A 13,526-nucleotide genomic window follows, 5' to 3' on the forward strand; every position below is an offset into this window, starting at 1 on the left:
TTTAGATACAATTTCCTTGGCGGAAACTGCTCTCTGTTACGTCTGATTGATCAATTTATAGCCAAAAGTGGCCAAATTTGAGACGTACTTACCCTGGCAAGCAGGGATCGCATTGTCCCCACAAGTGGGTCGAATCAGGCGCGGCAGAGCCGGCTCTCGTGCTTTATTTAGGCTTCAAACCCCTGTAGAACAAGGGTTTCGGCGCCAAGACTAAGCTAGTCGACCAAGCACAACACGAGCATTCGTGTCGCACCGAAAGATGCACTATAGGTGGGGGCGCCGGGCTTGGAAACAAGGAGGCTCGGCTCAGCCCTGGTAGAGCGCCACGCGGCGGAATTCCTCCGGCTCGGCCAGATCCGGCAGGGTGCAGGCCTGGAGTTCGGTGATGCGGGTGAAGCCGGGGTGGGCCAGGTCGCGCACCCGCGAGTCGGCCAGCAGGATCCGTTCTGCACGCGTCTGCAGGAGCGCTAGTAGCGGCAGGTTGGCACGGTCGTAGAGCACATCGGCGGCCAGGATGAGATCGAAGCGCTCGGTGCTGGCGTGCAGATCGTCCAGCGTCTCGATCTGCACGGCGTTGGCCTGGGCATTGGCACGGCAGGCTTTCAATGCCAGCGGGTCGAGATCGCAGCAGACCACTCGTGCCGCGCCGGCCCGGGCGGCGGCGAGTCCGGCGATGCCCGAGCCGCTGCCGAAATCCAACACCTGGCGCCCGGCGACGTGCTCGGGATGGGCGACGATCCAGCGCGCCAGGGCCAGACCGCTGGCCCAGCAGAAGGCCCAGTAGGGCGGTGCCTCCAGCAGGCGCTGGGTTTCCGCCGGGGAAAAGGCGCGCGTCATGTTGGCCGGATCGATCAGCCATAGCGATAGGTCGCTATTTGGCAATGCCTGCAAGGTGAGGCGGGCGTCGCCCAGCAGGGCCGTCAGGGCGACGGCGAGATCGGCAGGGGGCGTCACGGGGTCTGGTTCAGCACCAGTTCACCGAGATTCTGCGTGGTCGGCCCGCCCACACCGACCGGTGGCAGGTAGCTGGCCAGTTGCCCGGCCTGGATCAGGCGGGCGTGGAATTCCACCTTGAGATCCGGGCGGGTGGGAAAGATCTCGGGATTGAAGGGCAGGCGGAAGGCCAGGGGCGCGCCCTTGCCGGTCACCGTCTCGCTGGCCAGCAGGCGCTGGGGCAGGCCCTTGGCGTTGACCGCCAGCAGGGCGATCTCGACCTGGGCGCCGGCCGGGACCAGGCCCTGGGCATTGCGCAGCACCCCGGAGATCTCGCGCAGATTGGCCGGGGTGGGAGCGCCCGCCACCGGAACCGGCTCGTCGGCCGGGGTGGTGGGCTGCGGCGGCGTGGTTTCGGGTGGGCTGGAGCACGCCACGAGCAGACCGGTGAACAGCAGGGGCAGGAGGACGCGTGGGGTCATGGCAGGATCCGGAGGTCGCCACCGGCGAGGGCGGCACGGGAGGCTGGAAAGGGGTCGTCGAACACAGGGCGCTCTTATAGCCCGGCGGCTCCTGGCTGTCGATTCGTCCGGTACCCGGAGGTTCCCGGCAGGGGGCGATCGGGTACCATGAAGGCTTTCCCTTCCGGCGGTCGACTCCTCCATGCATTGTCCCTTCTGCGGCGCCCACGACACCAAGGTCACGGATTCCCGGCTGGTTGCGGCCGGCGAGCAGGTGCGCAGGCGGCGTGAATGTCTGGCCTGCCAGGAACGCTTCACCACCTTCGAAACCGCCGAACTGGTGCTGCCGCGGCTGATCAAGCAGGACGGCACCCGCCAGCCCTTCGACGAGGACAAGTTGCGCGCCGGCATGCAGCGCGCCCTGGAGAAGCGACCGGTCAGCGTCGAGCGCCTGGAAGAGGCCATCGCCTTGATCAAGCACCGGCTGCGCGCCACCGGCGAGCGGGAGATCCGTTCCCGGGTGGTGGGCGAACTGGTGATGGACGAGTTGCGCAAGCTGGACCAGGTGGCCTATATCCGCTTCGCCTCGGTCTATCGGCAATTCCAGGACCTGGCCGAATTCCGCGACGAAATCGAGCGGCTGGCCCAGGATCCGGGCAAGCAGCCGGTATGAGCGCCGCCAACGGGATGAACGACGAATTCTGGATGGCCCGCGCCCTGGCGCTGGCGGCGCTCGGCCGCTACAGCACGGCGCCCAATCCGCGGGTGGGCTGCGTGATCGTCCGTGACGGCCAGGTGGTGGGCGAGGGCTGGCACCGCCAGGCCGGCGGCCCCCATGCCGAGGTGCATGCGCTGCGCCAGGCAGGGGAGGCCGCCCGCGGCGCCACTGCCTATGTGACGCTGGAGCCCTGCAGCCACCATGGCCGCACCCCGCCCTGCGCCGATGCCCTGGTCGCGGCTGGCGTGGCCGAAGTGGTGGCGGCCATGACCGATCCCAATCCGCTGGTGGCTGGCCGTGGCCTGGAGCGGCTCGCCGCCGCTGGCATCGCCGCCCGCGCCGGAGTGCTGGAAGCCGAAGCGCGAGCGCTCAACGCCGGCTTCATCCAGCGCATGCTCACCGGGCGGCCCTTCGTACGGGTCAAGTTGGCCCTGAGTCTGGATGGCCGCACCGCCATGGCCAATGGCGAAAGCCAGTGGATCACCGGGCCGGCGGCGCGCCAAAGCGTCCAGCGACTGCGTGCCGAGGCGGGGGTGGTGATCACCGGCGCCGACACCGTGCTGGCCGATGGCGCGCGCCTGACCGTGCGCCCGAGCGAACTGGGCCTGAGCGGAGACGAACTGGAACTGGCCACCCTGCGCACGCCGCAGCGGCTGCTGGTGGACGGCCGTGGCCGGGTGCCGCTGGAGGCACCCTTTTTCCAGGCCGGCGCGGCACGGGTCGCCGGTATGGCGGACGAGGCACCCGCCTATGCGGCGGCCGGTCATGACTACCTGGCGCTGTCCGGCGCCCAGGGCCAGGTCGATCTGGCCGCCTTGCTGACCCGACTGGGCGGCGAGCAGGTCAATGACGTCCTGGTGGAGGCCGGACCGCGCCTGGCCGGTGCCTTCGCCCAGGCCGGGCTGGTCGACGAATATCACCTGTTCCTGGCACCCAAGTTCCTGGGTTCCAGCGCCCGACCGCTGCTGGACTGGCCGCTGCAGCACCTGGCCCAGGCGCCGCAGCTGGAGATCATCAGCGCCACGCCGGTGGGCGCGGACCTGCACCTGATCGCCCGACCCCGGCGCGACACCTGACGCCCCTGGCCCCCTGGCGGCGAACTGTGTTACAAAACCTGCGCTGCCTGTGGGTAGCGAGTTCTCAGGGCGGGGTGCAATTCCCCACCGGCGGTAACGCCCGATCAATCGGGACGAGCCCGCGAGCGCTTCCCGGTCCTCTGCGGCGGGGGAGGTCAGCAGACCCGGTTGGATCCCGGGGCCGACGGTCATAGTCCGGATGAGAGAGAACGGGATAGCCTCGCCTGGCAGGGGTGCGAGCCCCTCGTCCGTCTGATTTCCCTTCTGTCCGTACGCCCTGTTTTTTCACCGAAACAGGAGTTCGTCGATGTCTAGCTGCACTGTCTTTCTGGCTCTACCTCTCGGAGGCCTGAGCTGATGTTTACCGGAATCATCGAAGCCCTCGGCGAGATCCGCGCCCTCACGCCCAAGGGCGGAGACGTGCGCCTCTATGTCGCCACCGGCAAGCTCGACCTTGCCGACGTCAAGCTCGGCGACAGCATCGCCGTCAACGGGGTCTGCCTTACCGCCGTGGACCTGCCCGGCGACGGCTTCTGGGCCGACGTCAGTCGCGAGACCCTCAGCCTGACCAGCCTGGGCGGCCTCAAGCCCGGCAGCCGGGTCAACCTGGAAAAGGCGCTGATGCCCACCAGTCGCCTCGGCGGCCACCTGGTCAGCGGCCACGTGGACGGCCTCGGCGAAGTGGTCTCCCGCGCCGATAACGCCCGCGCCGTGCAGTTTCGCCTGTGTGCCCCGGCCGAACTGGCCCGCTACATCGCCCTCAAGGGCTCAATCACCGTGGACGGCGTCAGCCTCACGGTGAACGCGGTGGACGGCGCCGAATTCGAGCTGACCATCGTCCCCCACACCCTCGGCGAGACCATCATGGCCGACTACCGCCCCGGGCGCCGGGTGAATCTGGAGGTGGACCTGCTGGCCCGCTACCTGGAGCGCCTGCTACTGGGCGACAAGGCCGCCGAGTCCAGCAAGGGCGGCGTCACCGAAACCTTTCTCGCCGAACACGGCTATCTGCAGCGCTAAGGACGACACCGTGGCACTTTCCAGCATCGAAGACATCATCCAGGACATCCGCGCGGGCAAGATGGTCATCCTCATGGACGACGAGGACCGCGAGAACGAAGGCGACATCATCATCGCCTCCGAATGCGTCACCGCCGAACACATCAACTTCATGGCCCGCCACGCGCGGGGCCTGATCTGCATGCCCATGAGCAAGGGTCTCTGCGAACGTCTCAACCTGCCGATGATGGCCAGCCGCAACGCCTCCGGCTTCGGCACCAAGTTCACCGTCTCCATCGAGGCTGCCGAGGGCATCAGCACCGGCATCTCCGCCGCCGACCGCGCCCGCACCGTGCAGGCCGCCATCGCCAAGGACGCCAAGCCCGGCGACGTGGTCAGCCCCGGCCACATGTTCCCGCTGATGGCCCAGCCCGGCGGCGTGCTGGCCCGTGCCGGCCATACCGAAGCCGCCTGCGACCTGGCGCGCATGGCCGGTTTCGCCGAGAGCGGGGTGATCTGCGAGGTGATGAACGACGACGGCACCATGGCCCGTCGCGACGAACTCGAAGCCTTCGCCGAGCAGCATGGCCTCAAGGTCGGCACCATTGCCGATCTGATCCACTACCGCCTGCTCCACGAGCACACCGTCAAGCGCATCGACGAGCAGCAGCTGGAGACCGAACTCGGGCCGTTCAAGCTGGTGACCTACCGCGACGAGGTGGAGGGCGACGTCCACCTGGCGCTGATCCGTGGCGACCTGGCCGGCCAGGAGCTGCCGCTGGTGCGGGTGCACAACATGGATCCGCTGCGCGACCTGCTGCAGGTGCACCAGCCGGGGCGCTGGAGCCTGCGCAGCGCCATGGAGCGGGTCGCCCGTGAAGGCGCCGGCGTGGTGCTGCTGCTCGGTCACTCGATCGAGGGCGACGACCTGCTGGCGCATCTGCGCGAGCCGCTGCCGGTACCCAAGGCGCTGTCCACCTACAGCACCGTCGGCGCCGGTTCGCAGATCCTGCGTGACCTGGGCATTCGTCAGATGCGCCTGCTCAGCTCGCCGATGAAGTTCAATGCCATATCCGGCTTCGACCTGGAAGTAGTAGACTATCTGCCTCCTGAAGAATGACCCTTCCGCCTGGCGCGCCCCGCCCGGGTGGCATGGCGCGCTTCACCTGGATTTCCACGGACGGCCTGGCACTGCCGGCCGTCCGGCTCTTTGACAACTGGACCCGCACATGAACATCAAGACCTTTGAAGGCACCTTCATCGCTCCCCAAGGCCGCTTCGCCCTGGTGGTCGGTCGTTTCAACAGCTTCGTCGTCGAAAGCCTGCTGCAGGGCGCCATCGACGCCCTGGTGCGTCACGGCATCAAGCCGGACGACCTGACCATCATCCGCGTCCCCGGCGCCTTCGAGATCCCGCTGGCGGTGCAGAAGATCGCCCAGCGCGACGAATTCGACGCCATCATCGCCCTCGGCGCGGTGATCCGTGGCGGCACCCCCCACTTCGAGTACGTGGCCGGCGAGTGCACCAAGGGTCTGGCCCAGGTCTCCATGGAATTCGGCGTACCGGTGTCCTTTGGCGTCCTCACCGTCGACTCCATCGAGCAGGCCATCGAGCGCTCCGGCACCAAGGCCGGCAACAAGGGTGCCGAAGCGGCCCTGTCCGCTCTGGAAATGGTCAGCCTGCTGGCGCAGCTGGAGGCCAAGTGAGCGGCGATCTGACTCCGCCCGCGGCCGGCAAGCCCGCAGGCAAGAAGGCCCCCACTGGCAAATTGGCTGCCCGTCGCGAAGCGCGCAGCCTGTCGGTCCAGGCCCTGTACCAGTGGCACATGGCGGGCCAGGCGATCAACGAGATCGAGGCGCAGTTTCGCGTCGACAACGATTTCGCCAAGGTCGACGGCGCCTACTTCCATGAAGTCCTGCATGGCGTCCCGGCCAACAAGGGTGAGATCGACGGCTTGATCCTGCCCTGTCTGGACCGCCCCATGAACGAGGTGGACCCGGTGGAACTGGCCGTGCTGCGGCTGTCCTGCTACGAGCTGCTCAAGCGCATCGACGTGCCCTATCGCGTGGTGATCAACGAGGGCATCGAGCTGGCCAAGATCTTTGGCGCCACCGACGGCCACAAGTTCGTCAACGGCGTGCTCGACAAGCTGGCGCCCAAGCTGCGCAGCGCCGAGTTGCGCGGCAAGCGCTGATCGCCCACGCTGGCATGGGTGAATTCGAACTCATCCGTCGCTATTTCGCCGCGGCGCCCTGCGCCCGCGGCGGACCCGGCGTGGCCCTGGGGATCGGTGACGACTGCGCGCTGTTGGCACTCGCATCGGGTGAACAGCTGGCGGTGTCCACCGACACCTTGACCGCCGGGGTGCACTTCCCTGATCCCTGTCCGGATGCCTTCGGCCTCGGCCAGCGCGCCCTGGCGGTGAGCGCCAGCGACCTGGCCGCCATGGGCGCCGCGCCCCTGGGTTTTACCCTAGCGTTGACCCTGCCGTCCGTCGAGCCCGCCTGGCTGGAAGGCCTGGCGGCAGGCCTCGCGCAGATGGCCGAACAGTGCGAGCTGCGCCTGGTCGGAGGCGATACCACCCGCGGGCCGCTGTCCCTGACCCTCACGGTCTTTGGCCGGGTGCCTGCCGGTCAGGCCCTGCTGCGCAGCGGTGCCCGGCCGGGTGATCTGCTGTGCCTGGGCGGCGCCCCCGGCGAGGCCGGCGGGGCCTTGCCCTTCGTCCTCGGGCAGCGCGCGCCGGAGGGCGACGCCTGTCGGCACCTGCTGGCGCGCTACTGGGCACCCCAACCGCAATTCGACCTCGGCCTCTGGCTGCGGGGCAGGGCGACGGCGGCCCAGGACGTCTCCGACGGCCTGGTGGCCGATTGCGGCCACATCGCCGCCGCCTCCGGGGTACGCCTGGTGGTGGAGACGGCGCGGCTGCCGGTGAGTCCGGCCCTGGCCGAACTCTTCCCCGCCGATGAGGTGCTGCGCCTGGCGCTGGGCGCCGGCGACGACTATCTACTGGTCTTCACCCTGCCACCGGAGCAAGCCTCGGCGCTGACCGTCGCCTGGCCCCAGGCGCAGGTGATCGGGCGGGTCGAGGCGGGCAGCGGCGTTGCTGTCCTCGCTGCCGACGGTCAGCCCATGACCCTGGCGCAGACCGGTTTCCAACACTTCTAGCGTCTTCGAGCGGAGTCCCTTTCGTGAGCGAACACCAAGCCCCCGCCCAGCCGGTCCCCCTGTCGGTCTGGCGCGATCCCTGGCACTTCCTGGCCTTCGGCCTGGGTTCCGGCACCCTGCCCAAGGCGCCCGGCACCTGGGGGTCGCTGATCGCCTTGCCCTTCGTGCCGCTCTGGCAGCTGCTCAGTGGTTGGAGCTATCCGCTGCTGCTGGTGCTGCTGACCGTGTTCGGTTGCTGGCTGTGCGGCAAGGTTGCCCGGGAACTGGGGGTGCACGACCATGAGGGCATCGTCTGGGACGAGATGGTCGGCATCTGGATCACCTTCTGGCTGGCGCCCCCGGGGTTGATCTGGCTGCTGGTGGGTTTCGTCGCCTTCCGCGTACTAGACATCTGCAAGCCCTGGCCAATCCGCTGGCTGGATGTCAATGTCCGCGGCGGCGTCGGCATCATGGTCGACGATGTACTGGCCGGCGTTCTCGCCTGGCTGGTGGTCCAGGGATTACACATCGGTTGGGGTCATCTCGTCGGCTGACGAGACGCAGGCCCAAGGAGCAGGGCAGTGAAAAGACTGGGCGCGTACGGCCTGTTGTTGGCCGTCGGTTCGCTCGCCTGGGCGCAACCCCAGGTCAGGGTCGTGGGGTTGTTCAATGGCGCGGCTGTGGTCAACGTCAATGGCCAGCGCAAATTGCTGAAAGTCGGCCAGCGCCTGGACGACGTCGAGCTGGTCAGTGCGGATGCCCAGCAGGCGCTGCTGCGCATCGACGGCCGGACCCAGGCCTTCGCCCTCGATCGCGAATACAGCGACGGCTACAGCGCTCCGCAACGCCGCGAATTCAGCGTGCCGCGCAGCAACAACGGCCACTATCAGGTCACCGCCAACGTCAACGGCCGCCCGGTGTCGCTGATGGTGGACACCGGCGCCACCAGCGTCGCCCTGAGTGGCGCCCAGGCCGATCAGCTGGGCATCAGCTATCGCGACGGCACCCCGGGCTGGGTGGAAACCGCCAGCGGTCATGCCCGCGCCTGGCGCACCACGCTCAAGCAGGTGCGCCTGGGTGATGTCGAGGTGGTCGGGGTGGAGGCCATGGTGCTGGAGGGCAACTACCCAAGCCAGGGGCTGCTGGGCATGAGTTTCCTCAATCGCGTGGGCTGGCGCGAGGCCCAGGGCATCTTCTACGTCCAGGCGCGCTGAGAGCCTGTTCAAAATCTGCTGCGCGTTGGCCAAACCGCGTTGAAAATGGCTTCGGAATGCTCATTTACCACTCGTAAACTCCGCTTCCTCAGCCCTTTTCGCCCTGTTTGGCTCTAGCTCGCGAGATTTTGAACAGGCTCTGATAGATCGTTACGTGTCGACGTCATAACCCCTGGCGATGACGCCGGGCCCGGGGAAAAGGTTACAATGTACGTCTTTCCCCGCCAGGAGCCCGCAGGTGTCCGTCGTCTTTGTCGCCGCCTCCCAACTGCCCACCCCCTTCGGCCTGTTCACCATGCACGGTTTCCTCGACGAGACCGATGGCAAGGAGCACGTCGCCCTGACCTTCGGTGACGTGGCCGATGGCGAGCCGGTGCTGGGCCGACTGCATTCCGAATGCCTGACCGGCGATGCGCTGTTCAGCCTGAGATGCGACTGCGGTTTCCAGCTGGAAGCGGCGCTGCGCGCCATCGCCGAGGCCGGGCGTGGCGTGCTGCTCTATCTGCGCCAGGAAGGGCGCGGCATCGGCCTGCTCAATAAGATCCGCGCCTATGAGCTGCAGGATGCCGGGGCCGATACCGTCGAAGCCAACGAGCGCCTGGGCTTTGGCGCCGACCAGCGCACCTATGCCCTGTGCAAGCCGATGCTCGAACACCTGGGCGTCACTGCGCTGCGGCTGATGACCAACAATCCGCGCAAGGTGAAGGCGCTCGAGGTCCTGGGCATCCCGGTCGCTGAGCGGGTGCCTTTGCAGGAAGGGCTCAATCCGCACAACCGCCGCTACCTGCTGACCAAAGCCGGCAAGCTCGGCCACATGCTCGGTAATCTGCATCAGAACGAAGACATGGAAAAGGCGCCCTAGGGCGCCTTTTTACTGGCCAGTGGCTGGTTGCGCTCAGGCTTCCTTGCGCAGACCGGCCGGGGTCAGATCCGCCAGCGCCAGGCGCGCCCGTACCGCACGCTCGATGCCGGCTTCATCGAGGCCGCACTCGGCCAGCATGTCGGCCGGCTTGGCGTGTTCGATGTAGCTGTCCGGCAGGCCCAGGTTGAGCACGGGCTGGACCAGGGCATTGGCCTGCAGGAATTCGTTGACCGCACTGCCGGCCCCGCCCATGACGCTGTTTTCCTCGACCGTGACCAGCAGGTCGTGGTCGGCGGCGAACTGGCGGATCAGGGCCTCGTCCAGCGGCTTGACGAATCTCATGTCGGCCACGCTGGCGTCCAGGCGCTCGGCGACCTGCAGGGCTTCGGCCAGTTGCACGCCAAACACCAGGAAGCCGACCTTGGGGCCGCTCTTCAGGCTGGTCTGACGACGCACCACGCCTTTACCGATAGGCAGGGGCTCCAGGCCCGGATCCAGGGCGGCGTTGGGGCCGCTGCCGCGCGGGTAGCGCACCGCGGCCGGGCCCTGGTGGCGATAGCCGGTGGTGAGCAGGCGGCGCAGCTCGTTTTCGTCGCTGGGCGCCATGATCACCATGCCAGGGATGCAACGCAGGTAGGAGAGGTCGAAACTGCCCGCGTGAGTCGGGCCGTCTTCGCCCACCAGGCCAGCGCGGTCGATGGCGAAGAGCACATCCAGATTCTGCACCGCCACGTCGTGGATCAGCTGGTCGTAGCCGCGTTGCAGGAAGGTGGAGTAGATGGCCACCACCGGCTTCATGCCGTCGCAGGCCAGGCCGGCGGCCAGGGTCACCGCGTGCTGCTCGGCGATGGCCACGTCGAAGTAGCGTTCGGGATAGCGTTCGGCGAAGCGGATCAGGTCGGAGCCTTCCTTCATCGCCGGGGTGATGCCCACCAGTTTGGCATCGACGGCGGCCATGTCGCACAGCCAGTCCCCAAAGATGTTGGAGTACTTGGGCGCACCCGGGCGCTTGGGCTTGGCGTCCAGCGGCTCCAGCTTGGTGATGGCGTGGTAGCTGATGGGATCGGCCTCGGCGATGGACAGGCCCTTGCCCTTGCGAGTGATCACATGGAGGAATTGCGGACCCTTGGCATCGCGCAGGTTGCGCAGGGTGGTGACCAGGGTCGGCAGGTCATGGCCGTCGATGGGGCCGATGTAGTTCCAGCCCAGCTCCTCGAACAGGGTGCCGGGCACCAGCATGCCCTTGGCGGCCTCTTCGGTACGGCGGGCGATTTCCCAGGCACCGGGCAGCTTGGAGAGGGCCTTCTTGCCGTTTTCGCGCAGGTGCTGGTAGGTACGGCTGGAGAGCAGCCGCGCCAGGTAGTTGGACAGGCCACCGACGTTGCGCGAGATGGACATGTCGTTGTCGTTGAGTACTACCAGCATGTTGGCGCCGGTGTCCGAGGCGTGGTTGAGCGCCTCGAAGGCCATGCCCGCGGTCAGGGCGCCGTCGCCGATCACGGCGACCGACTTGCGCTCGAGCCCCTGCAGCTGGGCGGCGATGGCCATGCCCAGGGCGGCGCCGATGGAGGTGCTGGAGTGACCGACGCCAAAGGTGTCGTACTCGCTCTCGCTGCGCCGTGGGAAGGCGGCCAGGCCGTCCTTCTGGCGCAGGCTGGCCATGCCTTCGCGGCGGCCGGTGAGGATCTTGTGCGGATAGGCCTGGTGGCCGACGTCCCACACCAGCCGGTCTTCCGGGGTGTTGAAGACGTAGTGCAGGGCCACGGTCAGTTCGATGACACCCAGGCCGGCGCCGAAGTGACCGCCGGTCTGGCCCACGGTCCACAGGAGAAAGGCGCGCAGTTCGTCGGCGACGGCGTCCAACTCGGCGTCACCGAGCTGGCGCAGTTGCACCGGCGAGTCGATGCGGTCGAGCAGGGGCGTCGCGGGACGCTGGCGGGGAATCTCGTGAAACGTCTTGGGCATCTGGCTGATCACTTTGCGCAGAGAATTAGGCAGTTTACCCGATGCCCGCGTGGCATCCCAACAGCGGGCAGGGCGTCTTGTTATGCCCCTGTGACAACGGACCCGGGGGCAAATGCGGCCCGGGTCACGAGTTTTTCCGCTGAAGCGCGTCTAGCTACGTCGTTCCACGATATAGCGGGCCAGGGCACGTAGGGGTTCAGCCGGCTCACCCAGGGGCTCGATGGCCGCCAGGGCGGTGTCGCGCAGTTCCAGGGCATAGGCCTTGGCCGCGTCCAGCCCGAGCAGCGCCGGGTAGGTCGGTTTGTCGCGGGCGAGGTCGGCACCCTGGCGTTTGCCCAGGGTCTGGGTATCGCTCTCGATGTCGAGCACGTCGTCCCAGACCTGGAAGGCCAGGCCGATGGCCTCGGCATAGCGGGCCAGGGCGTCGCGCTCGGCGGCACCGGCGGCTTCGCTGGCCAGGGCGCCGAGCTGCACGCTGGCGGCGATCAGGGCGCCGGTCTTGTGCAGGTGCATGGTCTCCAGCGCCGGCTGATCGATGCGCCGGCCGACCGATTCCAGATCGATGGCCTGGCCGCCGACCATGCCCGCCGGACCGCTGGCGCGGGCCAGTACCGCGACCATCTCCAGCCGCACCGCGGCCTCCTGGGGCGCCGCCAGCAGGGTCTCGAAGGCCAGGGTCTGCAGGCCGTCGCCGGCGAGGATGGCGCAGGCCTCGTCATAGGCCTTGTGGGTGGTGGGTCGGCCGCGGCGCAGGTCGTCGTCGTCCATGGCCGGCAGGTCGTCGTGGACCAGGGAATAGGCGTGGATCAGCTCCACCGCGCAGGCGGCCTGGTCGGCGCGCGCTGGATCGCCACCCAGGGCTTCGCAGGCGGCATAGACCAGCAGCGGCCGTACCCGCTTGCCGCCACCCATGACGCTGTAGGCCATGGCGGCATAGAGCCGGGCGAGTTCGGCGCGGGGCGCGCTGAAGAGCGGGGCGAGAGCGGTGTCGACGCGGGTCTGGCAGCGTTGCTGGTAGGCCTCGATCATGCGTCGTCCCCGGCCGGGGCGAAGGGGGCGGCGCTGAGTTCGCCATCCTTTTCCAGCAGGATCTGCACCTTCTGCTCGGCCTGGGCCAGGGCACCCTGGCATTCGCGGGTCAGGCGGATGCCCTGTTCGAAGGCGCCGAGGGAGTCCTCCAGGGACAGCTCGCCACTTTCCAGGCGTTCTACCAGGGTCTGCAATTCGGCCAGGGATTGTTCGAAGTCGGGAGCTTTCTTGCGGGCCATCGGGATTCTCGGCAGAGGCGATCGGGTCGCGGGAAGTGGGCAACAGGTCAGCCATTGTGCCACAGCCATCGGCGCCGCTTGACGCCGTGCCCGGCCAGGCCCTAGGGTAGCGGTCATGAAAACGCGCAGCCCTCAACGCCCCAGCATTATTACCGCCATTACCTGATGGCGGGACAGCGTTAGCTGCGCAACCAGACCCGCCCAAGAGGCGGGTTTGTACTTTCTGACTCCTGGGCCCCGACGAAACACCCCCAGGAGCCCGCCATGACCGCCCAGGAACCCGCCACCGATCTCTTGCAGCGCTATGCCCGCAAGATCCTCGAAGCCCCCGTCTACGACGTGGCGATCGAAACGCCCCTGCAGCCGGCGCGGGCGCTGTCCGAACGACTGGGCTGCCAGGTGCTGCTCAAGCGCGAAGACCTGCAGCCGGTGTTTTCCTTCAAGATCCGCGGCGCCTACACCAAGTTGGCCAGCCTCTCGGCCAGTGAGAAGGCCCGCGGGGTGATCACCGCCAGCGCCGGCAACCATGCCCAGGGCCTGTCCCTGGCGGCGCGCGAACTGGGCGTGCGGGCGATCATCGTCATGCCGCGCACCACCCCGGAGCTCAAGGTCATCGGCGTGCAATCGCGCGGTGGCGAGGTGGTGCTGCACGGCGACGCCTTTCCCGAGGCCCTGGCCGAGGCCTTGCGCCTGGTCGAGGAGCAGGGCTACACCTTCGTGCCGCCCTATGACGATCCGGACGTCATCGCCGGCCAGGGCACCGTGGCTATGGAGATCCTGCGCCAGCATCCGGGGCGGCTCGATGCCATCTTCGTCCCGGTCGGTGGCGGCGGTCTGATCGCCGGCATCGCCGCCTATGTGGAATACCTGCGCCCCGAGATCAAGG

Annotated in this window: 16 protein-coding genes and 1 riboswitch; of the genes, 11 read left to right on the plus strand and 5 right to left on the minus strand. The window is 67.8% G+C overall.

The genetic code is table 11. The features are described from left to right. Positions 1 to 306: 306 nt before the first annotated feature. Positions 307 to 954, minus strand: coding sequence for a methyltransferase (locus C722_RS0105270; RefSeq protein WP_017639506.1), 648 nt, complete (start codon positions 952 to 954; stop codon positions 307 to 309). Beyond that, the gene (locus C722_RS0105275) at positions 951 to 1,415 is read right to left on the minus strand and encodes a YbaY family lipoprotein (protein WP_017639507.1); all 465 of its coding nucleotides are present in this window, start codon (positions 1,413 to 1,415) and stop codon (positions 951 to 953) included. The genes C722_RS0105270 and C722_RS0105275 overlap by 4 nt, the downstream gene beginning before the upstream one ends. A gap of 181 nt (positions 1,416 to 1,596) precedes the next feature. Here C722_RS0105275 and nrdR point away from each other — a divergent pair, with 181 nt between their 5' ends. The 10 genes from nrdR to ribA all read left to right on the plus strand — a co-directional run bounded on the left by nrdR (position 1,597) and on the right by ribA (position 9,407). Next, positions 1,597 to 2,067, plus strand: a complete 471-nt coding sequence (gene nrdR, locus C722_RS0105280; protein WP_007161213.1) for a transcriptional regulator NrdR — start codon at positions 1,597 to 1,599, stop codon at positions 2,065 to 2,067. Then, complete coding sequence (gene ribD, locus C722_RS0105285) at positions 2,064 to 3,188, plus strand: bifunctional diaminohydroxyphosphoribosylaminopyrimidine deaminase/5-amino-6-(5-phosphoribosylamino)uracil reductase RibD (protein ID WP_017639508.1); 1,125 nt, start codon at positions 2,064 to 2,066, stop codon at positions 3,186 to 3,188. The genes nrdR and ribD overlap by 4 nt, the downstream gene beginning before the upstream one ends. 56 nt (positions 3,189 to 3,244) lie before the next feature. Then, positions 3,245 to 3,403: riboswitch (FMN riboswitch) on the plus strand. 142 nt (positions 3,404 to 3,545) lie between these two features. Continuing rightward, positions 3,546 to 4,208 carry a riboflavin synthase gene (locus C722_RS0105290; RefSeq protein WP_017639509.1) on the plus strand — a complete coding sequence of 221 codons (663 nt, stop codon included), beginning with the start codon at positions 3,546 to 3,548 and terminating at the stop codon, positions 4,206 to 4,208. A 10-nt stretch (positions 4,209 to 4,218) separates the two neighbouring features. Next, on the plus strand, positions 4,219 to 5,307 hold the full coding sequence (gene ribBA, locus C722_RS0105295) for a bifunctional 3,4-dihydroxy-2-butanone-4-phosphate synthase/GTP cyclohydrolase II (protein ID WP_017639510.1): 1,089 nt from the start codon (positions 4,219 to 4,221) through the stop codon (positions 5,305 to 5,307). A gap of 109 nt (positions 5,308 to 5,416) precedes the next feature. Continuing rightward, a complete protein-coding gene (gene ribE / locus C722_RS0105300; protein ID WP_007161209.1) occupies positions 5,417 to 5,893 on the plus strand; it encodes a 6,7-dimethyl-8-ribityllumazine synthase in 477 nt (158 codons plus the stop codon). A gap of 8 nt (positions 5,894 to 5,901) precedes the next feature. Next, on the plus strand, positions 5,902 to 6,381 hold the full coding sequence (gene nusB, locus C722_RS0105305) for a transcription antitermination factor NusB (protein WP_026083666.1): 480 nt from the start codon (positions 5,902 to 5,904) through the stop codon (positions 6,379 to 6,381). A 14-nt stretch (positions 6,382 to 6,395) separates the two neighbouring features. Further along, positions 6,396 to 7,352: a thiamine-phosphate kinase gene (gene thiL / locus C722_RS0105310; RefSeq protein WP_017639512.1), complete on the plus strand. Its 957-nt coding sequence runs from the start codon at positions 6,396 to 6,398 to the stop codon at positions 7,350 to 7,352. A gap of 23 nt (positions 7,353 to 7,375) precedes the next feature. After that, on the plus strand, positions 7,376 to 7,885 hold the full coding sequence (locus C722_RS0105315) for a phosphatidylglycerophosphatase A (protein ID WP_017639513.1): 510 nt from the start codon (positions 7,376 to 7,378) through the stop codon (positions 7,883 to 7,885). 27 nt (positions 7,886 to 7,912) lie between these two features. Then, positions 7,913 to 8,545 carry a TIGR02281 family clan AA aspartic protease gene (locus tag C722_RS0105320; RefSeq protein WP_017639514.1) on the plus strand — a complete coding sequence of 211 codons (633 nt, stop codon included), beginning with the start codon at positions 7,913 to 7,915 and terminating at the stop codon, positions 8,543 to 8,545. Between the two features lie 238 nt (positions 8,546 to 8,783). Further along, positions 8,784 to 9,407: a GTP cyclohydrolase II gene (gene ribA / locus C722_RS0105325; protein ID WP_017639515.1), complete on the plus strand. Its 624-nt coding sequence runs from the start codon at positions 8,784 to 8,786 to the stop codon at positions 9,405 to 9,407. A gap of 33 nt (positions 9,408 to 9,440) precedes the next feature. On the opposite strand, the gene dxs is transcribed toward ribA, so the two are convergent. The 3 genes from dxs to C722_RS0105340 all read right to left on the minus strand — a co-directional run bounded on the left by dxs (position 9,441) and on the right by C722_RS0105340 (position 12,640). Beyond that, complete coding sequence (gene dxs / locus C722_RS0105330) at positions 9,441 to 11,372, minus strand: 1-deoxy-D-xylulose-5-phosphate synthase (RefSeq protein WP_017639516.1); 1,932 nt, start codon at positions 11,370 to 11,372, stop codon at positions 9,441 to 9,443. Between the two features lie 150 nt (positions 11,373 to 11,522). Continuing rightward, positions 11,523 to 12,401, minus strand: coding sequence for a polyprenyl synthetase family protein (locus tag C722_RS0105335; protein ID WP_017639517.1), 879 nt, complete (start codon positions 12,399 to 12,401; stop codon positions 11,523 to 11,525). Next, the gene (locus C722_RS0105340) at positions 12,398 to 12,640 is read right to left on the minus strand and encodes an exodeoxyribonuclease VII small subunit (protein WP_017639518.1); all 243 of its coding nucleotides are present in this window, start codon (positions 12,638 to 12,640) and stop codon (positions 12,398 to 12,400) included. Before C722_RS0105340 ends, C722_RS0105335 begins: the two co-directional genes overlap by 4 nt. 264 nt (positions 12,641 to 12,904) lie before the next feature. Here C722_RS0105340 and C722_RS0105345 point away from each other — a divergent pair. Continuing rightward, positions 12,905 to 13,526, plus strand: a 622-nt coding sequence (locus C722_RS0105345; protein WP_017639519.1) for a pyridoxal-phosphate dependent enzyme, incomplete at its 3' end; no start/stop codon positions are given.

Origin of the sequence: Pseudomonas sp. 313 (assembly GCF_000316965.1) — a bacterium.
GTDB lineage: Bacteria > Pseudomonadota > Gammaproteobacteria > Pseudomonadales > Pseudomonadaceae > Chryseomonas > Chryseomonas benzopyrenica.

Bases quoted from the DNA above. Each gene is read 5' to 3' on its own strand.
- C722_RS0105275 (WP_017639507.1), bottom strand. From the start codon at position 1,415: ATGACCCCACGCGTCCTCCTGCCCCTGCTGTTCACCGGTCTGCTCGTG.
- nrdR (WP_007161213.1), top strand. From the start codon at position 1,597: ATGCATTGTCCCTTCTGCGGCGCCCACGACACCAAGGTCACGGATTCC.
- ribD (WP_017639508.1), top strand. From the start codon at position 2,064: ATGAGCGCCGCCAACGGGATGAACGACGAATTCTGGATGGCCCGCGCC.
- C722_RS0105290 (WP_017639509.1), top strand. From the start codon at position 3,546: ATGTTTACCGGAATCATCGAAGCCCTCGGCGAGATCCGCGCCCTCACG.
- ribE (WP_007161209.1), top strand. From the start codon at position 5,417: ATGAACATCAAGACCTTTGAAGGCACCTTCATCGCTCCCCAAGGCCGC.
- thiL (WP_017639512.1), top strand. From the start codon at position 6,396: ATGGGTGAATTCGAACTCATCCGTCGCTATTTCGCCGCGGCGCCCTGC.
- dxs (WP_017639516.1), bottom strand. From the start codon at position 11,372: ATGCCCAAGACGTTTCACGAGATTCCCCGCCAGCGTCCCGCGACGCCC.
- C722_RS0105335 (WP_017639517.1), bottom strand. From the start codon at position 12,401: ATGATCGAGGCCTACCAGCAACGCTGCCAGACCCGCGTCGACACCGCT.
- C722_RS0105340 (WP_017639518.1), bottom strand. From the start codon at position 12,640: ATGGCCCGCAAGAAAGCTCCCGACTTCGAACAATCCCTGGCCGAATTG.